Origin of the sequence: Achromobacter sp. MFA1 R4 (assembly GCF_900156745.1) — a bacterium.
GTDB lineage: Bacteria > Pseudomonadota > Gammaproteobacteria > Burkholderiales > Burkholderiaceae_B > Achromobacter.
The window spans coordinates 5,728,138-5,749,806 of the sequence record NZ_LT707065.1 but is presented as its reverse complement, the minus strand read 5'-3'; the positions used below and the strand labels follow the sequence as shown (position 1 = coordinate 5,749,806).

At 65.7% G+C, this 21,669-nt stretch carries 21 protein-coding genes; 10 read left to right on the top strand and 11 right to left on the bottom strand.

From position 1 onward, the window contains the following. Window positions 1–5: 5 nt before the first annotated feature. Together fliD and BXA00_RS26355 are read right to left on the bottom strand one after the other, a co-directional pair. Window positions 6–1,394: a flagellar filament capping protein FliD gene (gene fliD / locus BXA00_RS26360; protein WP_076521318.1), complete on the bottom strand. Its 1,389-nt coding sequence runs from the start codon at window positions 1,392–1,394 to the stop codon at window positions 6–8. A gap of 145 nt (window positions 1,395–1,539) precedes the next feature. Continuing rightward, on the bottom strand, window positions 1,540–1,917 hold the full coding sequence (locus BXA00_RS26355) for a flagellar protein FlaG (RefSeq protein ID WP_076521317.1): 378 nt from the start codon (window positions 1,915–1,917) through the stop codon (window positions 1,540–1,542). A 137-nt stretch (window positions 1,918–2,054) separates the two neighbouring features. Between BXA00_RS26355 and BXA00_RS26350 the strand changes: the two genes are divergently transcribed. Continuing rightward, window positions 2,055–2,792 carry an IclR family transcriptional regulator gene (locus tag BXA00_RS26350; RefSeq protein ID WP_076521316.1) on the top strand — a complete coding sequence of 246 codons (738 nt, stop codon included), beginning with the start codon at window positions 2,055–2,057 and terminating at the stop codon, window positions 2,790–2,792. 96 nt (window positions 2,793–2,888) lie between these two features. Here BXA00_RS26350 and BXA00_RS26345 read toward each other — a convergent pair whose 3' ends face one another. From BXA00_RS26345 to BXA00_RS26330, 4 genes are all read right to left on the bottom strand, one after another. After that, the gene (locus BXA00_RS26345) at window positions 2,889–4,055 is read right to left on the bottom strand and encodes an acyl-CoA dehydrogenase family protein (protein WP_076521315.1); all 1,167 of its coding nucleotides are present in this window, start codon (window positions 4,053–4,055) and stop codon (window positions 2,889–2,891) included. Continuing rightward, entirely contained in the window at window positions 4,045–5,286 is a 1,242-nt protein-coding gene (locus BXA00_RS26340) for a CaiB/BaiF CoA-transferase family protein (protein ID WP_076521314.1), read from the bottom strand. Before BXA00_RS26340 ends, BXA00_RS26345 begins: the two co-directional genes overlap by 11 nt. After that, the gene (locus BXA00_RS26335) at window positions 5,283–6,254 is read right to left on the bottom strand and encodes a tripartite tricarboxylate transporter substrate binding protein (RefSeq protein WP_172805891.1); all 972 of its coding nucleotides are present in this window, start codon (window positions 6,252–6,254) and stop codon (window positions 5,283–5,285) included. Before BXA00_RS26335 ends, BXA00_RS26340 begins: the two co-directional genes overlap by 4 nt. 65 nt (window positions 6,255–6,319) lie before the next feature. Then, window positions 6,320–6,736: a cupin domain-containing protein gene (locus BXA00_RS26330; RefSeq protein ID WP_076521313.1), complete on the bottom strand. Its 417-nt coding sequence runs from the start codon at window positions 6,734–6,736 to the stop codon at window positions 6,320–6,322. 172 nt (window positions 6,737–6,908) lie between these two features. Between BXA00_RS26330 and folC the strand changes: the two genes are divergently transcribed. From folC to purF, 4 genes are all read left to right on the top strand, one after another. Next, entirely contained in the window at window positions 6,909–8,219 is a 1,311-nt protein-coding gene (gene folC, locus BXA00_RS26325) for a bifunctional tetrahydrofolate synthase/dihydrofolate synthase (RefSeq protein ID WP_076521312.1), read from the top strand. A gap of 71 nt (window positions 8,220–8,290) precedes the next feature. Continuing rightward, complete coding sequence (locus BXA00_RS26320; protein WP_076521311.1) at window positions 8,291–9,097, top strand: SPOR domain-containing protein; 807 nt, start codon at window positions 8,291–8,293, stop codon at window positions 9,095–9,097. After that, window positions 9,097–9,585: a CvpA family protein gene (locus BXA00_RS26315; RefSeq protein ID WP_076521310.1), complete on the top strand. Its 489-nt coding sequence runs from the start codon at window positions 9,097–9,099 to the stop codon at window positions 9,583–9,585. Before BXA00_RS26320 ends, BXA00_RS26315 begins: the two co-directional genes overlap by 1 nt. A 30-nt stretch (window positions 9,586–9,615) precedes the next feature. After that, window positions 9,616–11,136, top strand: a complete 1,521-nt coding sequence (gene purF, locus BXA00_RS26310) for an amidophosphoribosyltransferase (RefSeq protein WP_076521309.1) — start codon at window positions 9,616–9,618, stop codon at window positions 11,134–11,136. Window positions 11,137–11,214: 78 nt separating this feature from the next. Here the strand turns inward: purF and BXA00_RS26305 are convergent, their stop codons facing one another. From BXA00_RS26305 to map, 5 genes are all read right to left on the bottom strand, one after another. Beyond that, window positions 11,215–11,736: a M48 family metallopeptidase gene (locus BXA00_RS26305; protein WP_076521308.1), complete on the bottom strand. Its 522-nt coding sequence runs from the start codon at window positions 11,734–11,736 to the stop codon at window positions 11,215–11,217. Between the two features lie 28 nt (window positions 11,737–11,764). After that, the gene (locus BXA00_RS26300) at window positions 11,765–12,247 is read right to left on the bottom strand and encodes a disulfide bond formation protein B (protein ID WP_076521307.1); all 483 of its coding nucleotides are present in this window, start codon (window positions 12,245–12,247) and stop codon (window positions 11,765–11,767) included. Window positions 12,248–12,296: 49 nt separating this feature from the next. Next, on the bottom strand, window positions 12,297–13,010 hold the full coding sequence (locus tag BXA00_RS26295) for a MarC family protein (RefSeq protein ID WP_076521306.1): 714 nt from the start codon (window positions 13,008–13,010) through the stop codon (window positions 12,297–12,299). A 68-nt stretch (window positions 13,011–13,078) separates the two neighbouring features. After that, window positions 13,079–15,685, bottom strand: a complete 2,607-nt coding sequence (locus BXA00_RS26290) for a [protein-PII] uridylyltransferase (RefSeq protein ID WP_076521305.1) — start codon at window positions 15,683–15,685, stop codon at window positions 13,079–13,081. Between the two features lie 16 nt (window positions 15,686–15,701). Then, window positions 15,702–16,523 (bottom strand): type I methionyl aminopeptidase, encoded by an 822-nt coding sequence (map, locus tag BXA00_RS26285; RefSeq protein ID WP_076521304.1) that lies wholly within the window; start codon window positions 16,521–16,523, stop codon window positions 15,702–15,704. A gap of 892 nt (window positions 16,524–17,415) precedes the next feature. On the opposite strand from map, the gene rpsB reads away from it, so the two are divergent. The 5 genes from rpsB (at window position 17,416) to uppS (ending at window position 21,637) form a co-directional block, all read left to right on the top strand. Continuing rightward, entirely contained in the window at window positions 17,416–18,165 is a 750-nt protein-coding gene (gene rpsB / locus BXA00_RS26280) for a 30S ribosomal protein S2 (RefSeq protein ID WP_076521303.1), read from the top strand. A gap of 180 nt (window positions 18,166–18,345) precedes the next feature. Beyond that, a complete protein-coding gene (gene tsf / locus BXA00_RS26275) occupies window positions 18,346–19,224 on the top strand; it encodes a translation elongation factor Ts (protein WP_076521302.1) in 879 nt (292 codons plus the stop codon). A 177-nt stretch (window positions 19,225–19,401) separates the two neighbouring features. Further along, a complete protein-coding gene (pyrH, locus tag BXA00_RS26270) occupies window positions 19,402–20,118 on the top strand; it encodes a UMP kinase (RefSeq protein WP_076521301.1) in 717 nt (238 codons plus the stop codon). Between the two features lie 15 nt (window positions 20,119–20,133). Further along, window positions 20,134–20,694, top strand: coding sequence for a ribosome recycling factor (frr, locus tag BXA00_RS26265; RefSeq protein ID WP_008167711.1), 561 nt, complete (start codon window positions 20,134–20,136; stop codon window positions 20,692–20,694). A gap of 178 nt (window positions 20,695–20,872) precedes the next feature. Then, the gene (uppS, locus tag BXA00_RS26260) at window positions 20,873–21,637 is read left to right on the top strand and encodes a polyprenyl diphosphate synthase (RefSeq protein WP_076521300.1); all 765 of its coding nucleotides are present in this window, start codon (window positions 20,873–20,875) and stop codon (window positions 21,635–21,637) included. Window positions 21,638–21,669 lie beyond the last annotated feature (32 nt).

Sequence of the window (21,669 nt, the reverse complement as noted above, 5' to 3'; positions counted from 1 at the left end):
GGTTATCAACTCGTCGACTTGTTCATCGCGGCGAACTGCTGGGTCAGGTAGCTTGCCGTGACCGACTGCTGCGAAACGAACTTGTCCAACTGGACGAACTGGGCGCGCATGAGCTCGAGCGAGGCTTCGCCGGCGGCCTTGGCGCGGGTGTACTGGGCCTTCACGTTCTCGATCGACTTGGCAAGGCCGTCGGTCTTGGTCTTGATCGAGCCGGTGTCGCTCAGGATGTCTTTGGTGGCCTTTTCGAAGTTGGCGGCCAGCCCGTTTTCGCCGGTCAGCAGGCGCGAGACGTCCGCGCCGTTGGAGGCCAGCGCCTTGTCCAGCTTGGTCTGGTCCAGCGTCAACTGACGCGTCTGCGGGTTGGTCGTGATGCCCAGGTCGGCCAGCGAACGCAGCGAGCCTTCACCCGACAGGACTTGCAGCGCGCTGGCCATCGAGGACTGGATGGCGCGCGTCGTGCCGTCGCCGGTCAGCGGCTGGTTGGTGGCGGCCGTGGCGTCGAAGGCGGTCAGGTTCTTGATCGTCGTCTGCAGCGTGTTGTAGGCGGTCACGAAGCTCTGGATGGCCTTGCTGGCCACCGAGGGATCGCTTTCCAGCTTCAGCGTGATCGGCTTGCCGGCTTCCGTCGTGGTCGACAGGTTCAGCGTGACGCCGTCGATAGCGGTCGAAATATTGTTGGAGCCGCTCTTGACCGTGATGCCGTTGATGTCGATCTCGGCGTCGACGGCGGCGGTGGCCGTCATCTTGGTGCTGGTGTCGCCCGCATCGGTGTTGTAGTTCAGGACGTCCTTGAGGGACTGGTCGCCCGTCACGGTGATGGACTTCACCGAGGCCTGCACGCCGGTGTCCTTGGCGCTCAGCATCAGGTAGCTCTTGCCGTCGCCGTCGGTGATGACGGTGGCGCGCACGCCCAGCGTGTCGTCGGCGTTGACCGCCTTGACGATGCCGTTCAGCGAGGTGTCGTCCTTCAGGTCGACGGTCTTCTTGGTGCCATCGGCCAGTTCGATTTCAAACGAGCCGGTGGCGCCATTGGAGGCCTTGCGATCCGCCACGGCCCCCGATTGCAGGGTCTGGGAAGTGGCGACCCTCGTCACATTGATCGTGTACTGGCCGGCCACGGCGCCTTCGGCGGCCACGGTCGCGGTCAGGGCTTCACCGCCGGTCACGCTGCCTTTCACGGCGCCCAGCGTCTCGGCCTTGCCCAGCACGGCGGCGGCCTTCTGCACGGCTTCCACGGCGCTCTTCAGTTGGCCGTATGCCGTAACACGCGTTTCGTAGCTGGTCTGCCGTACCGTGTACAGCTCCAGCTTCTTTTCCTCGGCAGCTTCCAGCTTCGTGAGGATGTCCTCCAGGGGCAAGCCTGAAGTCGAACCGAGGTTAGTGATGGTGGCCATGTGAAATTCCTTCCTAGCGATGCAATTCTGACAAAAAAGGGGTTCCGGCTATCGGCCGGGCAAAGGCATAAGGCGGGCCTAATTCGAGGCTTCTTTCAACGCCGGCCCGCCAGACATGGCGGCGAACCGTGTTTCAGGTGCCGGATCATGCAGAGGTCTTAATGCCATTTCCCTGCATGTTCACGATCATTTTGGCGATTTTGAGCACCGCTTCGCTGGGGATGGTGCGAATGACGTCCCCGGACTCCGCGTCGATCACCGACACGACCACCTGATGCACATTGGGGTCGATTTCGAACTGAAGCTGCGTCGACCAGGCCTTCATCTGTTCGTTGATCTCGTCCAGCGCCTTGTCGAGCGGCAGCTTCTGCGCTTTCGACTGGTCCGACGTCGCGCTGTCGGAAGCGCCGCTATTGGTGCTGGCGGGGGCGGGGGTGGCGGTTGCTGCGGGGTCCGGCGTGGCGATCGCGGTCGAAACCGGTAACGACGCGAAGGCTGCGGGGGCTAACGGGGTTACGGCCATGATCACTCCAACGGCGGGGGCGTCTCGGAGGAACGCGCTGATTTCAGGAAATTCTCAGTTACCATAACGACACCCTCGCAGGGAACTTTAGCCCCGCGCAAACAGGTGGTTCACGTGCTAATGGTCTGGATCGGGCAATGAGTGTCAAGACGGCGTTGCGAGTTATCGAAATCATCGAAACCTACGCCCGCGAGAAACGCGCGCTGCCCCTGTCGGAACTGGCCCGCCTGCTGGACGTGCCCGTCTCCAGTTGCCTGGCGCTCATTCGCACGCTGACCGGCCTGGGCTATCTCTATGAGACGGGGCGGCGCCAGGGCTATTACCCCACCGGCCGCCTGCTTGCCATGGCCCAGCGCATCGCGCGGGCCGACCCGGTGCTGGACCGGGTCTATCCCAGCCTTACCGAATTAAGGGAAGCCACGCGCGAAACCATCGTGTTCGCCAAGCTGTCGCCGGACGGCCGCGTCGTGTACCTGGATGTGCTGGATTCGCCACATACGATCCGTTATGCCCCCGTTGCCGGCGAGTTCAAGGACGTACACGCCAATTCGCTGGGAAAGGCGCTGCTTTCGCTGCTGGACCCGTCCGCGCGGGACGCCATGCTCGCGGCCTTGCCCATGACGCGCTACAACGAGCGCACGCTCGTTACGCGCGACGCGTTGCTGGCCGATATCGAGGCGTCGCGGCAGCGAGGCTGGTTCATGAACAGCGGCGAGTCGATCGCGGACGTGGGCGCGATCGCCTGGCCGGTCACGCTGTCGGGCGAACACTACGCCATTTCGGTGGGCGGCCCCATCTACCGCATCGAGCCGGAGCAGGAGACCTATGCCCGCATCCTGCGGGCGGCCTGCACGGGGCTGGAACAGCAGGCCTGATCCGTCCCCGGGCGCGTCGGGCCGCAGCCCGCCGCCCGGTTACGGTTTCTCAGGCAGTGCCTATTTAGGCAGTGCCTATTTATGTAGTGTGTAGTGTCAGTAAGACTTGGGCAGGCCCAGCACCTTTTCCGCGATGAAGCACATGATGAGCTGCGGGCTCACCGGCGCGATGCGCGGGATGAAGCTCTCGCGCAGCAGCCGCTCCACGTGGTACTCCTTGGCGTACCCCATGCCGCCCAGCGTCATCACCGCGGTCTGGCAGGCGTTGTAGCCGGCCTCGGCCGCCAGGTACTTCGCGGCATTCGCGGCCGGGCCGCAGGGTTTGCCGGCGTCATACAGGCTGGCCGCCTTGAACACCATCAGGTCCGCGGCCTCCAGTTGCATCCAGGCCTGGGCCAGGGGATGCTGGATGCCCTGGTTCTGGCCGATGGGGCGCCCGAAGACCGTCCGCTCGCCGGCGTACTTGACGGCCCGGTCCAGCGCCGCGCGGCCGATGCCCACCGCCTCGGCTGCGATCAGGATGCGCTCGGGGTTCAGGCCGTGCAGGATGTACTCGAAACCGCGGCCTTCCTCGCCGATGCGGTCGGCTACCGGAATCCGCAGGCCGTCGATGAACAGCATGTTCGAGTCCACGGCCTTGCGGCCCATTTTCTCGATCTCGCGGACTTCGATCTTCTCGCGGTCCAGATCGGTATAGAACAGCGACAGGCCCTGCGTGGGCTTTTCCACGTCGGACAGCGGCGTGGTGCGGGCCAGCAGCAGCATCTTGCTGGCCACCTGCGCCGTGGAGATCCAGATCTTGCGGCCATGCACGATGTATTCGTCGCCCTGGCGCACGGCCCGGGTGCTCAGCTTGGTCGTGTCCAGCCCCGCGTCGGGCTCGGTGACCGCGAAGCAGGCCTTTTCGCGGCCGGCGATCAGCGGTTCCAGCCAGCGGCCGCGCTGTTCGTCGGTGCCGAACACCACCACCGGATTGAGCCCGAAGATGTTCATGTGGACGGCCGAGGCGCCGGCAAAGCCGGCTCCCGAGGCGGAGATGGTCTGCATCATCAGCGCGGCCTCGGTCATGCCCAGGCCGGCGCCGCCGTATTCCTGCGGCATCGCGATCCCCAGCCATCCGTCGCGCGCCAGGTCGGCGTGCAGGGCGTGCGGAAAGCCGCCGTCGCGATCGCGTTCCAGCCAGTATTCGTCGGGATAGCGCTCGCAGATGCGGGAGACGGCGTCGCGCAGCGCCAATTGCTCGGAGGTGAACTCAAAATCCATCGTTGTTTCCGTCCTGGGTAATGCCACGCGCGAGCATGGCGTCGATCTGTTCCGGCCCAAAGCCCGCCTCGGCCAGCACCTCGCGGCTGTGCTGGCCCAGCCGCGGGGCGGGGCGGCGTATGGAGGTCGGTGTGCCCGCGTAGCGCCCGAGCGGGGCGGTGGTGCGGATGCGGCCTTCCGAGGGGTGGTCCATTTCGTGGATGAAGCCCGTGGCGGCCAGATGTTCGTCCTGCAGCAGGCCGTCGATGGTGTAGAGCTGCGAGGCGGGAATGTCCGCCCGCGCCAGGGCGTCCAGCCAGTCCTGGCTGGGCCGCGTGGCGATCACCTCGGCCACGAAGGCGTAGACCTCGCTGATGTGCGCGGCGCGCGCGCCATGGGTGCAGAAGCGCGGGTCCCGCGACAGTTCGGGCCGGCCGATCAGGTCGAAGAAATTGCGCCAGTGCTTGTCGTTGTAGATCAGCAGGCAGATGTAGCCGTCGGCAGTGGCGTACGGCCGGCGGTGCGGCGCCAGCAGGCGCGCGTAGCCGGTGGGCCCCATCGGCGGCTCGAAGGTCGCGCCGCCCAGGTGATCGCCCAGGACCAGGTGCGCCATGCCCTCGAACATGGGAATCTCCACCTGCTGGCCTCGCCCCAGCGTCTGCGCGCTCAGCACGGCGGACACCAGCGCGATGCCCACGTGCAGGCCGACGGCCCGGTCGGCCAGGGTCAGGGGGGCATAGCGCGGCACGTCGCCGCTCTGCTGCGCCGACAGGGCGGCGATGCCGGTCTGGCCCTGGATCAGGTCGTCGTAGGCGGGGCGGCCGGCGTAGGGGCCGGCTTCGCCAAAGCCGTAGGCGCCCACGTAGACAATGCGCGGATTGCGCGCCGCCACCGCCTCGTACGACAGTCCCAGCCGCGCCATGGCCTGGGGGCGGATGTTGTAGAGCACGGCGTCGCAGCGTTCGGCCAGTTTCAGGCAGGCCTCCAGCCCCTCGGGCGTCTTCAGGTCCAGGACAATGGAGCGCTTGTTGCGGTTCAGGTGCAGGTAGAGGTGCCCCATGCCGGGGTTGCGCATGGGGCCGACGGCCCGCATGTTGTCCCCGGCCGGCGACTCCACCTTGATCACGTCCGCGCCCAGGTCCGCCAGGACCTGGGTGGCGTACGGCCCCATCACCACCGAACTCAGGTCCAGGATGCGCACGCCGGCAAGCGGCCCGGCGATGGGCGTGTCGGGCAGGGGCTGGTCGATCATTGCTGCTCGATCCCCGCGTCGCGAATCAGCTTGCCCCAGAGGTCGCGCTGTTCGCCCACGAACTGGCCAAAGGCCTCGGGCGTGCTGGAAAAGGCGTCGAAACCCAGCCCGGCCAGGCGCTTTTTCACGTCGGGATTGGCGACGATCTGGTTGATGGCCGCGTTCAGCTTGGCGACGATCTCCGGCGGCATGCCGGCCGGACCGAAGTAGCCGTTCCAGGAGTTCAGGTCGAAATCCGGCACGCCCGCTTCGGCCATCGACGGCAGGTCGGGAACGATGGTGCTGCGCTCGGCGGTGGACACGGCCAGCGCGCGTAGCTGACCCGATTGCACGAAGGGCAGACCCGAGGCCAGGTCGGTGAACATGAAGTCCACCTGGCCGCCCACCACGTCCGTCAGGCTCTGCGGCGTGCCTTTGTACGGCACGTGCAGGATGTCGATCTTGGCGCGGTTGGCCAGCGTGGCGCCCGCGACGATGCCGGTGCTGTTGCCGCTGGCGTAGGTGATGCGGCCCGGATTTTTCTTGGCGTCGGCCACCAGGTCGCCCACGGTCTTCCAGGGGCGCTTCGGGTTCACCACCAGGATGAAAGGCAGGTTGCCGCCGCGCGCGATCGGGGTGAAATCCTTGACCGGGTCGTAAGGCACGTTCTTCATCAGCCACGGGGCGGCCGAATGCGAGGTGTTCGTCGTGACGAACAGCGTGTAGCCGTCCGGCTTGGCCCGGGCCACGTAGTTGGCCGCGATGGTCGCGTTGGCGCCCGGCTTGTTCTCCACCACCACCTGCTGGCCCAGGATGGTCGACAGTTCGGAGCCGAAGATCCGCCCCACGGCGTCCGTTCCCGATCCGGCGGGGAAGGGCACGACCAGCGTGATGGGCTTGGTGGGGTAATCGGCGGCATGGGCGGGGCCAGCGGCCATCAAGGCCGCGCCCGTGACGAGTGCGGCGCCTAGCAGGCGTAGGGATTGCATGGGTGTGTCTCCTGGTTCTATGGAATGCGGCGCGGCTCTGCGGCCGCTGCCGGTAAAGCGCCGCGTCAGGCGGCGGAGGGGGGCGCCGGAAAGTCCCGGATCACGCGATCGGGGGATTCTTCGTACGGGGGCGTGTAGATCACCAGCAGCCGGGCCGGTTCATCGCTCGTCACCGTGAAAACATGGGGAATGTCGGGAGGGAAATAGCAGCAGTCGCCGGGGCCCATGTCGGCCCATTCGTCCTGCACCTGCGCGCGAGCGGTGCCCGAGATCAGGTAGCAGACCTGTTCGATGCCCGGGTGCGCGTGCGGCAGCGCGCCCTTGCCCTTGTCGATCACGCCCAGCAGCACCTCCACGCCGCGCGCGCCGACGGTGTCCGGCCCGATCAGCCGGCGGTTCAGGGTGCCGGTATGGTTAGCCGGGTGGTAGCCGGGCACGTCGCCTTCACGCACCAGCCAGCGGGGGGTATGTTGCTGCGTCATGTCTCTTCCTATTGTTTTTCATACATGAATTTATTTTCACGTATGAAAAAAACATGGGCAAGCCTTTTTTGGTCCGCGATAACGTGGCGCGCCCTAGGGGATTAGGGAAAACACCGGGCGCGGACTGCTAAAATCGCCGGCTGATTGTCTATCGGTCCATCGCGAATCCCCCATGTCTTCCGCCCCTACGCCTGACGCCGCCGCCTCCCTGTCCGACTGGCTGCAGTACCTGGAGTCCATTCACGCCACCGCGATCGACATGGGGCTGGACCGGGTGCGCGAGGTGGCGCAGCGTATGGAGCTGGCGCTGCCGGGCGTGAAATTCGTGGTTGGCGGCACCAACGGCAAGGGTTCCACCTGTGCCATGCTGGAAGCCATCCTCCTGGCCGCCGGCTACAAGGTCGGGCTGTACACCTCGCCCCATCTCATCGATTTCAACGAGCGCGCCCGCGTCAATGGCCAGATCGCCTCGGATGCAGACCTGATCGCCCAGTTCCAGGCGGTCGAGGCGGCGCGCGGCGACGTGTCGCTGACTTACTTTGAATTCACCACCCTGGCCATTCTGCGCCTCTTCTCGCAGTCGCGGCTCGATGCCGTGGTTCTGGAAGTCGGGCTGGGCGGCCGCCTCGACGCCGTGAACATCGTGGACGCGGACTGCGCCATCGTCACCAGCGTCGACCTCGATCACACCGACTGGCTGGGCGACACGCGCGAAAAGATCGGCTTCGAAAAAGCCCACATCTACCGCAGCGGCCGTCCCGCCATCTGCAGCGACCCCGTTCCCCCGCAATCGCTGCTGGACCACGTCGAGGCCATCGGCGCGGACCTGTGGCTCTTCGGCCGCGACTACAACTATTCGGGCGACCGCCAGCAGTGGGCGTACGGCGGGCGCGAGCAGCGCCGCAGCGCGATGGCCTATCCGGCCCTGCGCGGCGCCAACCAGCTCCTGAACGCCTCGGCCGCGCTGGCCGCGCTGGAATCCGTGCGCGACCGCCTCCCCGTGCAGCAACAGGCCGTGCGCCTGGGGCTGCTGCAGGCCTCGCTGCCTGGCCGCTTCCAGATCCTGCCGGGCCAGCCCACCGTGATTCTGGACGTGGCGCACAACCCGCACGCCGCGGCGGTGCTGGCCCAGAACCTGGACAACATGGGCTTTCATCCGTACACGCATGCAGTGTTCGGCATGCTGAACGACAAGGATCTCGCCGGCGTGGTCGCCAAGCTGGGTTCCCGCGTCGACTATTGGTATTGCGCGGGCCTGCCCGGACCGCGCGGCACCTCCGGCCAGGCGCTCGCGGACCAGGTGGCCGCGGCGCTTCCCGCGCTTCCTGCCGGCAGCGAAAGTCCTGGCATCCAGGCCTACGCCGATCCCGCCCAGGCCTTTGCCGCGGCGCGCGAACGGGCAGGGGAGAATGATAGAATCGCGGTGTTCGGATCGTTTCTCACCGTAGCCTCCGTTTTGCAGGCTCTGGGTCGCAAGGCATAGGCAAATCGGGCCATAGGCATCAGGGCGGCCCGCCGCCGCAATGCCGCAAGGCGCCGCAAGGATTCTCTTCCATGGGCTTTTTCAAACGCAAAGATCCTGCCGACCAGGCGCAGGCCTCCAAACGGGCTGCAGTGCCCAGCGAGGTCCAGGCCGCCGAGTTGCGCGGTCGTGCGCGGCGCAGGCTTGCGGGCGCCGTGGCGCTGGTGCTGGCCGCGGTCATCATCCTGCCCATGGTGCTCGATTCGCAGCCCGCGCCGGTGGATGACAACATTCCCATCAAGGTGCCGGATCGCAATACGCCGTTCCAGCCCCAGGTGTCCGAACCGCAGGCGGCAGCGCCCGCGGAGTCGCCCGCCGCTGCACCCACCGAACCCGCAGCCGTTCCCACGCCGCCTCCCGTGACATCCGTGCCCCCGGCCGTGGCCGCCGCGCCCGCCGCGCCGCAGGCCAGCCCGCCCGCGACGCCGCCGGCCACGCCCGCCAAGCCCGAGGCCAAACCCAAACCCGAACAGCCCAAACCGGCCACGCCGGCCAAGCCCGAAGTCCGTTCGGACGATGGCGCCCGCGCGCTGGCGCTGCTCGAAGGCCGCAACGCGCCGGCCTCCGCGCCCAAGCCGGCCGCGCCCAAGCCGGCCGCCGCCAAAGGCAATTTCGTGCTGCAGATCGCCGCCTACACCACGTCCGAGGACGCCCAGTCGCGCCGGGGCAAGCTGCACCAGGCCGGCGTCACGAACGCATTCGTCGAGCAGGCCACGATCAACGGCAAGCAGCAGTTCCGTCTGCGGGTGGGGCCATTCCCCTCGCGCGAGGCGGCCCAGGCGGCCCAGGCGCGGTTGCGCACGCTGGGCTATGACAATGGTTTCATCGCCGCCCAATAGTGACCGGCTTCGACTTCGTCGTGCTGGCCATCCTGGCGGTATCGGGTGTGCTGGGCCTGGTGCGCGGCCTGCTCAAAGAGGTGCTGTCGCTGGTCGCCTATCTGCTGGCCTTCGTGGCCGCGATCTGGTGGGGCCCCACGGTCTATACCTGGCTGGAGCCCTATATCGAAACGACGGTGCTGCGCATGGGCGTCTCGTACGCCGCGGTGTTCATCATCGTGTTGCTTGGCGTGGGGTTGGTCAATATGACGCTTGCCGCCCTGATCCGCAGCACCGGACTGAGCCCGGCCGATCACGGCCTCGGGGGAATGTTCGGGCTGGCCCGTGGTCTGTTGATCGTCCTGGCGCTGGTCGCCGCCGCAGGGTATACGCCGCTGCCGCAAGAGCCGTGGTGGCAGGACGCCATGTTTTCGCATTCGGCCATCGAGGCCATCAAACATATCAAGACGTGGCTGCCGCCATCCCTGGCGACGTGGCTGCCGTATTGATTAGCTTCAAATCAACCAGGAAATCTCACCATGTGTGGAATCGTAGGGGTCGTCGGGCGCGGGCCGGTCAACCAGCTGCTCTATGACAGCTTGCTGCTGTTGCAGCATCGCGGGCAGGACGCCGCGGGCATTGCGACGTCGCAAGGCAACCAGTTCAATATGTACAAGGCCCACGGCCTGGTGCGCGACGTGTTCCGCACGCGCAACATGCGCGCGCTGCCCGGCACGTCGGGCGTCGGCCAGGTCCGCTATCCGACCGCCGGCTCCAGCGCCAGCGAAGAAGAAGCCCAGCCCTTCTACGTCAACGCCCCGTTCGGCATCATGTTGTCCCACAACGGCAACCTGACCAACTGGCGTGAACTGCGCGAATCGCTCTACCGGGTCGACCGCCGCCACATCAACACGAATTCCGATTCCGAAGTCCTGCTCAATGTGCTGGCGCACGAGCTGCAATCGGCCGCCAGCGGCGTGTCGCTCGACGAGGAATCCATGTTCCGCGCCGTCGCCGCCCTGCACAAGCGCGTGCGCGGCGCTTACGCCGTCGTGGCCCAGATTTCCGGCTACGGCCTGCTCGCCTTCCGCGATCCCAACGGCATCCGTCCGCTGTGCATCGGCCGCCAGGAAACCGAAGAGGGCGTGGAGTGGATGGTTGCCTCGGAATCCGTTGCGCTTGAAGGCAGCGGCTTTACCTTCGTGCGCGACGTCGATCCGGGCGAAGCGGTGTTCATCGACCTGGACGGCCGCCTGGTCGCCCGCCAGTGCGCCGACAACCCGCAGCTCGTGCCGTGCATCTTCGAATACGTCTACTTCGCTCGTCCCGATTCCATGATCGACGGCGTGTCGGTGTACGACGCCCGCCTGCGCATGGGTGAATACCTGGCCGACAAGGTCGCGCGCAACATGCGGCTGGGCGACATCGACGTCGTCATGCCGATTCCCGATTCCTCGCGTCCCGCCGCGATGCAGCTTGCCGCGCGCCTGAACCTGGACTATCGCGAAGGGCTCATCAAGAACCGCTATGTGGGCCGCACGTTCATCATGCCGGGCCAGGCCGTGCGCCGCAAATCGGTGCGCCAGAAGCTCAATGCCATCGGCATGGAGTTCAAGGGCAAGAATGTGCTGCTGGTCGATGACTCCATCGTGCGCGGCACGACCAGCCGCGAGATCGTCGACATGGCGCGCGCCGCCGGCGCCAACAAGGTGTACTTTGCCTCGGCCGCGCCTCCGGTGCGCTTCCCCAACGTGTACGGCATCGACATGCCCACGCAGAGCGAACTGATCGCCACCGGCCGCACGGACGAGGAAATCGCCCGCGCCATCGGCGCCGACAGCCTGGTCTACCAGGACCTGCACGACATGCAGCAGGCGGTCCGCGACATCAACCCCAAGCTGACGCGCTTCGAGGCTTCCTGCTTCGACGGCCAGTACATCACGGGCGACATCACGCCCGATTACCTGGCCCGCCTGGGCCAGTCGCGCTCCGAGCCCGGCAAGGACGAAGACGCGGGCGGTCTGCGCTTCAACATGGGCCACACCTCCGACGACGCCTGATCGCCGCCGGCGTCCCGCCCAGACAAGAATGCCGTCCCTCGTGGACGGCATTCTTTTTGCAACTGGCGCCGCAAGGGCCTAGCCCGGCGCTTCCCACAGCGGCGTACGCGTGGCCTCCAGGTGCGTCAGGTACAGGCGCAGGTCGAACTCGTACTGGTGGTAGTGCGGCTCCATGCGCAGGCACATGTTGTAGAAGGCCTTGTTGTGGTCTTTTTCCTTCAGGTGCGCCAGTTCATGCACCGTGATCATCTTCAGGAATTCCGCGGGCACGTGCTTGAACAGCGTCGCCACCCGGATCTCGTGCTTGGCCTTCAGCTTGCCGCCCTGCACACGCGAAATATAGGTGTGCTGGCCCAGCGCGTGCTGGATCACGTGGATCTTGCTGTCGAAGGCCACCTTGTTGATCTGGTCGCCATTGCGCATGTGCGCGTTCTTCAGTTCCGTCACGTACTGGTAGAGCGCCTTGTCGGTGCGCACCCCATGCGCGCCGCCCGGGTATCGGGCGAGCAGGGCGGCGCCCAGCTTGTCCTGGTCGAGCAGCTTGCGCGCCTGCGCCAGCAGGGCTTCGGGATAGCCAGACAGGAATTTCAGGGTCTGCACGATACGGGCCGGGCGGACGAAACCGCGCTCAGGCGCGGCCGCGCCGGAACACGACGGGCAAGGCCATGAAGAACAGGATCACGAAGAGCGCCAGGCTCCACAAGGCATATTCGATGCCCAGCACCGGCACCTTGGCGTCCATGCAGGTGGCGTAGATGCCGAAGAGCGGCGGGATGGCGCTTTCCAGGCCGATGCCCGTCATGAAGCGGTCGGCAAAGGTCTGGTCGCAGGACAGCATGTTCGCGGCGACGCTGTACTGGTACCAGGCGGCCACGATGCCGGACAGCGACAGCGCCGCGGTCAGGACGCCGCAGACGCGCGTCAGCGCGCGCCCGCCGCCAAAGCCGCCGACCAGGGCGATGACGCCGATCACCAGGTAGATCAGGCGCTGCATCACGCACCAGGCGCAGGGCGGCATGTCAAAGACGTGCTGGGAGACAAGGGCGATGCCGACGGCGCCGAAGCAGAAGAGGGCGACGAGACGAAGCAGGCGTTCGGAACGAGAGGTCATTGTTGCGTTGGTAAGGGTTGGACGGGGCCGGCGCGGCGGCCAGCCATGCTTAGGCCTTCGGAACCGGAATAGGTTGCATCACCTGGGTCAGGACGCCCAGCAGGAGGTCCCGCGCGCCTTCCCAGAAAATCTGCACCCCCAGGCACAGCATGATGAAGGCCGACAGACGCATGAAGACCGCCGTGCCATTGTCGCCCAGGCGATGCAGCATCTGGGCCGCAAAGCGCAGGCAGATGTAGAGCGTCAGCGAGACGACGACGATGCCCGGAATGGAGCCTCCCAGCCGTACCAGGCTCAGCGCGTGGTTCTGATCGCGCAGCGAGACGCCCACCGTGATGGCCGCCGCGATGGAGCCCGGGCCGCAGCTGATCGGAAAGGTCAGGGGATAGAAGGCGCGGGCCTTGGCCATCTCGGGGGTGAACGACTCGGCCATGCGGGCCACGCGTTCCGTGTCGGCGTCCGGTGAATTCACCAGGCGCCACGCGCTGGCAATCACCAGCATGCCGCCGCCCACCCGCACGATCGACAGCGAGATGCCGAAGAAGCTCAGCAGCACGTTGCCGGCCACCATGGCCACGATCAGCATCAGGCACACATTGATGGCGACCCGCTTGGCCAGCACGACGCGCGTGGCGGACGAGGCGCCTTCGGTGAGCGACAGGAAGATGGGGGCGATCGCCGGCGGATTCAGGAACGGCAGCAGCGTGGCCAACGCGAAGAAAAAGCTGCCACCGAAAACGCGCAGATAGTCATTGAGCTGCATGGGAGCAAGCATCGCCTGGCCGAAAACCCGGATTGTATGCGTTCCGGGCCGGGTCTGGCGATGCCGGCTCAGGCGGCGCGCTGCTGGGCGTCGTCGCCCGACAGCGCGTCCAGGATGTCGCGTTCGAACTGCATCTGGCTGCGGGGGCGCGCCAGCGCCGAGCCGTCCACGATGAACACGTCCTCCACCCGGTCGCCCAGCGTCATGATCTTGGCCATGAGCAGGTTGACCGCGTGGCGGGCGAAGACGCGCGCCAGGGCGTGCAGCAGTCCCGGCCGGTCGGTCGCGGTGACGGACAGGCGCCACGAGGTGCTGCGTTCGTCGGGCTGCAGTTCGGCCTGCGGCATGACCGGAAACACGCGCGAGACACGCGACTGGCGGCCGCGCCCATACCAGCCGCCGCGGGCCGGCTGCGCCTGGGCGGCGGCCTGCGGGTCCTTCAGGCGTTCGGCCAGCTCGTGTTCGACCAGCGTGGCCTGGGCCCGCAGGTCGCTCGCGCCCTCCGGCAGCAGGACGATGAAGCTGTCCAGCGCCCAGCCATGGCGGGTCGTGTGGATGCGCGCGTCCTGGATGGACAGCGACTTGGCGTCGAAATAGCCGCAGATCGCGACGAAGAGATCGGGCGCGTCGCGGGTGTAGACCATGATCTGCAGCCCTTCGCCCTGTTCGGTGGGCCGGGCCTTGACGACAGCCCGCGCGGGCGCGACCTGGTGGTACAGGTGGCGCGTGTGCCAGGCGATGTCGGAGGCGTCGTGGCGCAGGAAATACGCCACGTCGAGCTGGTTCCAGAAGGCTTCGCGCGCGTCGTCGCGCAGGCCCGCCAGCCGCGTCAGCCGCGCCGCTTCTTCCTTGCGTTCGGCCAGGACGGTGTGGGCGTCGGCATGGGCGCCGCCCAGCGCCGCCAGCGTCAGTTTGTACAGGTCTTCCAGCAGCTTGCCCTTCCAGGCGTTCCAGACCTTGGGGCTGGTGCCACGGATGTCGGCGACCGTCAGCAGATACAGGGCAGTGAGATGGCGCTCGTCCTTGACGGTGGCGGCAAACTCCTTGATCACCTCGGGATCGGACAGGTCGCGCTTCTGCGCCACCGCCGACATCAACAGGTGCTGGCGCACCAGGAATTCCACCAACTTGGCGTCTTCCGGGTCCATGCCGTGGTCCTGCGCGAACTTGCGCACGTCGCGCGCGCCCAGTTCGGAATGGTCGCCGCCGCGGCCCTTGGCGATGTCGTGGAACAGCGCCGCCACGTACAGCAGCCAGTGCCGGTCCAGGCCCGCGATGAGCTGGCTGGCGAGCGGATATTCCTGCGCGTGCTCGGGCATGGTGAAGCGGCGCAAATTGCGCACGACCGCCAGCGTGTGCTGGTCCACCGTATAGGCGTGGAAGAGGTCATGCTGCATCTGGCCCACGATGCGGCGGAACACCGGCAGGTAGCGCGGCAGGATGTTCAGCATGGTCATGCGCCGCAGTTCGTGCACGATGCCGCGCGGCTGCTGCAGGATCTGCAGGAACAGCCTGCGGTTTACCGGATTGCGGCGGAACTGCGCGTCGATGCGGTGGCGCGAATGCCAGATGGCGCGCAGCGTGCGGGCCGACATTCCGGTCAGCTCGGGGTGCTGCTGCATCACCAGGAACGCGCGCAGCAGCAGGGTGGGATTGCGCTCGAAGCCGTCGTCGCGAATGATGTCCAGGCGGTCCCGCAGGTTGCGGAAATCATCGTCGATGTCGCGCGCGTCGCTGTCGGGGCGCGGAAACAGCCGCTCCTCGATGTTCTGCACCAGGATGCCGTTCAGCTGGGTCACGAGCCGCGCCGCCCAGTAGTAGCGCTGCATCAGCAATTCGCTGCCGCGCCGCGTAGCGGTCGCATGGATGCCATAGACTTCGGCCAGCGCGGGCTGCAGGTCGAACAGCACGCGGTCCTCGCGCCGGTTCGACAGCAGGTGCAGCTCGATGCGCAGGCGCTTGAAGGCCTGTTCGGCCTTGCGCAGGTCGCGCGCCTCGGACGAGGTCAACAGGCCCGCCTGCGCCACCGACCGCCAGTTGTTCCCGAAACCCGCCGCCCGCGCCATCCACAAGATGACCTGCAGGTCGCGCAGCCCGCCCGGCGATTCCTTGCAATTGGGCTCCAGCGCGTAGGGCGTGTCGTGGTAGCGCCCGTGGCGCTGCTGCATTTCGACGCGCTTGGCCAGAAAGAAGGCCTGAGGGTCCAGCCGCGACTTGGTCGCGGCATCGAACTTGCGCATCAGCACCCGGCTGCCGGCCAGCCAGCGCGATTCCAGCAGCGCGGTTTCCACCGTGATGTCGGCATCGGCCTCGCGCTCGCAGTCCTCGATGGTGCGCACGCTGTGGCCGGGTTCCAGCCCCAGGTCCCACAGCGAAGCCACCAGTTGCTCGATCGCGGTTTCGTCCTCGGCCGTGGGCGCGTGCGGCAGCAGGATGAGCAGATCGACGTCGGAATGGGGGTAGAGCTCGCCGCGGCCGTAGCCGCCGACGGCCGCCAGCGTGGCGCCAATCGGCAGCGGATAGTGCTTGACCAGGTCGCGCAGGGCGGCGTCGACGATCCGCCGCAGCTCGGTCAGCAGGATGTCCGGTCGTTCATGGTCCCGGAATTGCGCAACCGCAGCCCGCCGGGATTCCTGGATGCGTTCGCGCAGCTTGGTGAGGATTTCGGCGGTCATGGCTGGCAGCGGCGCTTCAGACGGCGGGAATGACGATGGGTTCGGTGATGAACGCCGGCGGCTGGGGCATGCCGGGCGACAGGGTCAGGACTTCGTAGCCGGTCTCGGTCACGCACACGGCGTGCTCCCATTGGGCAGACAGGCTGTGGTCGCGGGTGACGACGGTCCAGCCGTCGGCCAGTTGGCGGATCTCGCGGCGGCCGGCGTTGATCATGGGTTCGATGGTGAACAGCATGCCCGTTACCAGCGGCACGCCCGTGCCGGGCTTGCCATAATGCAGGACCTGCGGGTCTTCGTGGAAACGCTGGCCGATGCCGTGGCCGCAGAATTCGCGCACCACCGAAAAGCCGTTGGCCTCGGCGTGCTTCTGGATGGCATTGCCGATGTCGCCCAGGGTGGCGCCGTTCTTGACCTGCTGGATGCCTTTCCACATGCACTCGAACGTGATGTCGGAGAGGCGCCGGGACAGGATGGATTGTTCGCCCACCGCGTACATCCGGCTGGTGTCGCCAAACCAGCCATCCTTGATGATGGTGACGTCGATGTTCAATGAGTCCCCGTTTTTCAGCACCTTGTCGCCCGGGATGCCGTGGCAGACCTGATGGTTCACCGAGGTGCAGATGGCGCCGGGAAAGGGCGGATAGCCGGGCGGCGCGTAGCCGACCGTGGCGGACTTCACCTTCAGCTCGTCGGTCAGGTACTCGAGGCAGAGCCGGTCCAGTTCTCCGGTGGTGACGCCCGGCTTGACGTGCGGGGTGATGAAATCGAGAACTTTGGCGGCGTCCTGGCAGGCGGCGCGCATTTTGGCCAAGTCGGCCGGATTGGTGATTGTGCCCATGGAAAGCTTGCGATCTGTCGCTTGAATGTCAGCTTGAAAGAATAGTAGAATTATAGGCTTCCCTAAAAATTTGGGGAGCAATCGGGTTACCGGCAAGAGCAACAGAGCGGAATTTGGCGCTACGCCTCACGGCAAAGCGGCCAAACGGCAAAGCAGCCAAACGATGCGCTGGTGTAAAGCCAAACCCGGCGGGTGCAGGCCTTCGGGTCCAAAGCCACCCGGCAGGAGTCCTGGTTTTGCGCGGTTCTTACTTGAGATCAGCGGCAAGCCCTGAAGTTTCACCGCAAGCGAAGGTTGTGGAGCGAGTTCGGGCAGGTCGTTGGGGTCCAGGGCAGGGCGCGCATCATGCGGAATCCGGCTGGATGCGCTGGGGGCGCGGATGTCGATGCCGGCTGGGCACGGCGTTCTTGCAAGCCCGGAAGTGTTTTCGAGCGGCGATGCAGGTTCGGTATGGGCGCTGGATTAAGTTCTTGGAATCCATCCTGAAAGGGAAATTCCTGAAGAACTGCCACAGCGGCCTGATGCGCGGGCGGGCCTAGCGGCCAGGCAAGCGAAGAGCTGGATTTCGCCGCCAACAAAACAATTCCGGGTGCGCCTCGAAGAAACTTCCAGGAAATTCCTGGAGTGTCGGGCAGGCGCGATGCAAGTGTCTTGTGGGTGGCGGCCGTCTGGGTTTATCGCGGCAGCGTAGTAGTTAGCAGGCGCAGCAGGTCCAAGGCGAGCCGTTCCAGGCAGTACGCCTGGAGCGTCGTAGTTATTGCGGCAGTGATCGGCCGGCCCGGTTAAAATCTTTTCATCCCGCATTGGCGGGAAATCGCGCGCAACACCACCCAGGGTGTCAGCAAGATGCTGATGCAGGTGCGGCGCAAGAAACCAACCCTTGGAGAATTACATGTCTTTGATGCGCGAAATGCTGGAAGCGGGTGTCCACTTTGGTCACCAGACCCGTTACTGGAACCCCAAGATGGCTCAGTACATCTTCGGTCACCGCAACAAGATTCACATCATCAACCTGGAAAAGACGGTTGATAAGTACCAGGAAGCCACCAAGTTCGTGAAGCAGCTGGCTGCTCGCGGTGGCAACATCCTGTTCGTTGGCACCAAGCGCGCCGCTCGCGAGCTGGTCGCTTCCGAAGCCGCCCGTTGCGGCATGCCCTACGTCGACGCCCGCTGGCTCGGCGGCATGCTGACCAACTTCAAGACGGTCAAGACCTCGGTCAAGCGCCTGAAGGACATGGAAGCCGTTGTCGCCGAAGGCGGCGCCGAGCGCATGATCAAGAAGGAAGGCCTGCTGTTCCAACGCGAACTGGACAAGCTGAACAAGTCGATCGGCGGCATCAAGGACATGAACGGCCTGCCCGATGCCATGTTCGTGATCGACGTCGGCTACCACAAGATCGCCATCGCCGAAGCCAAGACCCTGGGCATCCCCGTGGTCGCCGTGGTTGATACCAACCACTCGCCCGAAGGCATCGACTACGTCATCCCCGGCAACGACGACTCGGCCAAGGCCATCGCGCTGTACGCCAAGGGCATCGCCGACGCCGTCCTGGAAGGTCGCGAGCAAAACCTGAACGGTCTGGTCGAAGAACTGGGCGAAGGTCAGGAAGAGTTCGTCGAAGTGCAAGACAACCAGGCCTAAGCCTGTTGTCATGTCCGGCGGGTAAGGTCTGGAAGCGGCGCCGAAACGGACCGCTTCCGCCCTCGCCGGCGCTGCGAAGCTGGGCTCCCATCTTCCAGGCCCGCCTAGCGCGGGCGTCCCATCGAATCAAATCACAGCCCCGGCCCGCCGGGGCGTGTCTTAGCAAAATTTGGAGCAAACATGGCTGAAATTACCGCTGCCCTGGTCAAGGAACTGCGCGAAAAGACTGACGCGCCCATGATGGAATGCAAGAAGGCCCTGACGGAAGCCGAAGGCGACCTGGCCCGCGCTGAAGAAATCCTGCGCGTCAAGCTGGGCAACAAGGCCAGCAAGGCCGCTGCCCGCGTCACCGCCGAAGGCCTGATCGGTCTGTTCATCTCCGCCGACGCCAAGAAGGGCGCCGTCATCGAAATCAACTGCGAAACCGACTTCGTCGCCAAGAACGACGACTTCGTCGGCTTCGTGAACAAGCTGGCCGAACTGGTCGCCACGCAGAATCCGGCCGACGTGGCCGCGCTGTCCGCGCTGCCGTACGGTGAAGGCACCGTCGAAACGACCCGCACCGCCCTGATCGGCAAGATCGGCGAAAACATCTCGATCCGCCGCTTCGAGCGCATCGAGACCGCCAACTCGCTGGCCAGCTACGTGCACGGCGGCAAGATCGGCGTGCTGGTTGAATACACCGGTTCGGACGACGTGGGCAAGGACCTGGCCATGCACATCGCCGCCACCAAGCCCAAGGCCCTGAACGCCGACGGCGTGGACGCCGCCGATATCGCCACGGAGCGTTCGGTCGCCGAGCAGAAGGCCGCCGAATCCGGCAAGCCCGCCGACATCGTCGCCAAGATGGTGGAAGGCTCGGTTGCCAAGTACCTGAAGGAAGTGACCCTGCTGTCGCAGCCGTTCGTCAAGAGCGACAAGCACACGGTCGAGCAGTACCTGAAGGAAAAGGGCGCCTCGATCAGCAAGTTCGTGCTGTTCGTCGTCGGCGAAGGTATCGAGAAGAAGACCAGCGACTTTGCCGCTGAGGTTGCTGCCGCCGCCGCCGGCGCCGCCTGACCTCTAGGTAGTGCTTAAAGGCCGGCGCTAGATTAAATTCTAGTCCGGCCTTTTCGCCGCATGGACCCCCGAGGGCGTTTGCCCGGGGGGCAGCCGACCCGCCTGGCGGGTGCGGCGCTGGGGGCAACCCCATTCTTGACTTACACTTTCGTCGGATTGTTCTTCGGGATATCACCTATGAGCAGCAGGGCATACAAACGGGTTCTTCTCAAACTTTCCGGCGAGGCGCTGATGGGCGAAGATGCATTCGGCATCAATCGCTCCACCATCGTCCGTATGACCGATGAGATCGCCGAGGTCGCCGCCGCGGGCGTCGAACTGGCCATCGTCATCGGCGGAGGCAACATCTTCCGTGGCGTCGCCCCGGGTGCGCAGGGCATGGACCGCGCGACCGCCGACTACATGGGCATGATGGCCACCATCATGAACGCGCTTGCGCTGCAGGACGCGCTCAAGCACAAGGGTATCGACACCCGGGTACAATCCGCGCTGAACATCGATCAGGTCGTCGAGCCCTACATCCGGCCGAAGGCGCTGCGTTACCTCGAAGAAGGCAAGGTCGTCATCTTCGCCGCGGGCACCGGCAACCCTTTCTTCACCACCGATACCGCCGCCGCGTTGCGCGGCGCCGAAATCGGCGCCGAGATCGTGCTGAAGGCCACCAAGGTGGATGGCATCTACAGCGCGGATCCCAACAAGGATCCCACTGCCACGCGCTATGCGCGGATCAGCTTCGACGAAGCGATCGTCCGCCGTCTGGAAGTCATGGACGCCACCGCCTTCGCGCTGTGCCGCGACCAGAAACTGCCGATCAAGGTGTTTTCGATCAACAAGTCCGGCGCGCTCAAGCGAGTCGTGAGCGGCGAGGACGAAGGCACGTTGGTACACGTTTAAAGAAAAGGAAATTCCATGAGCGCAGCAGAAATCCGCAAATCCGCCGAGGCCAGAATGGCCAAGTCGCTTGATACGCTCAAGACCAACCTGGCCAAGATCCGCACGGGCCGCGCCCACACCGGCATCCTGGACCACGTGCAGGTCGAATACTACGGCTCGCCCGTGCCGGTCGGCCAGGTCGCCAACGTGAACCTGGTCGATGCCCGCACCATCAGCCTGCAGCCGTACGAAAAGCACATGGCGGGCCCGATCGAAAAGGCGATCCGTGAATCGGACCTGGGGCTGAACCCCATCTCCATGGGCGACACGATCCGCGTTCCGATGCCGGCGCTGACCGAAGAACGCCGCCGCGACCTGACCAAGGTCGTGCGCAGCGAGGGCGAAGACGCCAAGATCGCGGTGCGCAACCTGCGCCGCGAGGCCAACGAATCGCTCAAGAAGCTCGTCAAGGACAAGGAAATCTCCGAGGACGACGAGCGCCGCGCCCAGGACGACGTCCAGAAGCTGACGGACCGTGCCGTGGCGGACATCGACAAGATGGTCGTCCAGAAAGAAGCGGAAATCATGACCGTATAATCCTGGCACGCCCCAGGGCTTCCGGCGATGCCGGCGGTCCTGGCGCCAGGATTTCCCTGCCCATGCGCCGTCCTGTCCATTGCCTCGCGGTACTTCCACGTAGCGATGGAAACGACGGCGCAGGTTTTTTCCCGTATTCGTGTCTTTCACCGGCCCACCGCGCACAGTCCCCACACTAATGGCAACCAGTTCGACTCAGGCGGTCCCCGATACTCGCGACATCCCCGAGCACGTCGCCATCATCATGGATGGCAACGGCCGCTGGGCGACGAGGCGGCTGCTGCCTCGCACCGCCGGGCATGCCAAGGGCGTGCAGGCGGTCCGGCGCGTGGTCGAGGCCTGCGGACGCGCCGGCGTGCGTTACCTGACGCTCTTTGCGTTCAGTTCCGAGAACTGGCGCCGTCCGGCTGAAGAGGTCTCCCTGCTGATGCGCCTGTTCGTGCAGGCCCTGGAGCGCGAGGTCGGCAAGCTGGAAGAGCAGGGCGTGCGCCTGCACGTCATCGGCGACCTGAGCGCCTTCGAGCCGCGCTTGCGCGAACTCATCGACGCCGCCCAGGAACGCACCGCGCACAACGATCGCCTCCACCTGACGGTGGCTGCCAACTACGGCGGCCGCTGGGACATCCTGCAGGCCACGCGCGCCATGCTGGCGGCCGAGCCCGAGCTGGCGGCGCAACCCGAGCGGGTGGACGAAGAGCGCCTTTCCAGGCATCTTTCCATGGCATGGGCTCCCGAGCCCGATCTGTTCATCCGCACGGGCGGCGAACAGCGCATTTCCAATTTCCTGATCTGGCAGATGGCCTACGCGGAGTTCTACTTCACGGACCGCTTCTGGCCGGACTTTGGCGCCAACGAGCTCATGGCCGCCTTCGATTGGTACCGCACGCGCGAGCGCCGCTTTGGCCGCACCAGCGCTCAAGTCAGCGAAAGCGCCGCGAAGTAGGCTGAGCGCGACGCGCGTCTTTCCAGGCTGCA

Bases quoted from the DNA above. Each gene is read 5' to 3' on its own strand.
- fliD (WP_076521318.1), bottom strand. From the start codon at position 1,394: ATGGCCACCATCACTAACCTCGGTTCGACTTCAGGCTTGCCCCTGGAG.
- BXA00_RS26355 (WP_076521317.1), bottom strand. From the start codon at position 1,917: ATGGCCGTAACCCCGTTAGCCCCCGCAGCCTTCGCGTCGTTACCGGTT.
- BXA00_RS26350 (WP_076521316.1), top strand. From the start codon at position 2,055: ATGAGTGTCAAGACGGCGTTGCGAGTTATCGAAATCATCGAAACCTAC.
- BXA00_RS26345 (WP_076521315.1), bottom strand. From the start codon at position 4,055: ATGGATTTTGAGTTCACCTCCGAGCAATTGGCGCTGCGCGACGCCGTC.
- BXA00_RS26340 (WP_076521314.1), bottom strand. From the start codon at position 5,286: ATGATCGACCAGCCCCTGCCCGACACGCCCATCGCCGGGCCGCTTGCC.
- BXA00_RS26335 (WP_172805891.1), bottom strand. From the start codon at position 6,254: ATGCAATCCCTACGCCTGCTAGGCGCCGCACTCGTCACGGGCGCGGCC.
- BXA00_RS26330 (WP_076521313.1), bottom strand. From the start codon at position 6,736: ATGACGCAGCAACATACCCCCCGCTGGCTGGTGCGTGAAGGCGACGTG.
- folC (WP_076521312.1), top strand. From the start codon at position 6,909: ATGTCTTCCGCCCCTACGCCTGACGCCGCCGCCTCCCTGTCCGACTGG.
- BXA00_RS26320 (WP_076521311.1), top strand. From the start codon at position 8,291: ATGGGCTTTTTCAAACGCAAAGATCCTGCCGACCAGGCGCAGGCCTCC.
- purF (WP_076521309.1), top strand. From the start codon at position 9,616: ATGTGTGGAATCGTAGGGGTCGTCGGGCGCGGGCCGGTCAACCAGCTG.
- BXA00_RS26300 (WP_076521307.1), bottom strand. From the start codon at position 12,247: ATGACCTCTCGTTCCGAACGCCTGCTTCGTCTCGTCGCCCTCTTCTGC.
- BXA00_RS26295 (WP_076521306.1), bottom strand. From the start codon at position 13,010: ATGCAGCTCAATGACTATCTGCGCGTTTTCGGTGGCAGCTTTTTCTTC.
- BXA00_RS26290 (WP_076521305.1), bottom strand. From the start codon at position 15,685: ATGACCGCCGAAATCCTCACCAAGCTGCGCGAACGCATCCAGGAATCC.
- map (WP_076521304.1), bottom strand. From the start codon at position 16,523: ATGGGCACAATCACCAATCCGGCCGACTTGGCCAAAATGCGCGCCGCC.
- rpsB (WP_076521303.1), top strand. From the start codon at position 17,416: ATGTCTTTGATGCGCGAAATGCTGGAAGCGGGTGTCCACTTTGGTCAC.
- tsf (WP_076521302.1), top strand. From the start codon at position 18,346: ATGGCTGAAATTACCGCTGCCCTGGTCAAGGAACTGCGCGAAAAGACT.
- pyrH (WP_076521301.1), top strand. From the start codon at position 19,402: ATGAGCAGCAGGGCATACAAACGGGTTCTTCTCAAACTTTCCGGCGAG.
- frr (WP_008167711.1), top strand. From the start codon at position 20,134: ATGAGCGCAGCAGAAATCCGCAAATCCGCCGAGGCCAGAATGGCCAAG.
- uppS (WP_076521300.1), top strand. From the start codon at position 20,873: ATGGCAACCAGTTCGACTCAGGCGGTCCCCGATACTCGCGACATCCCC.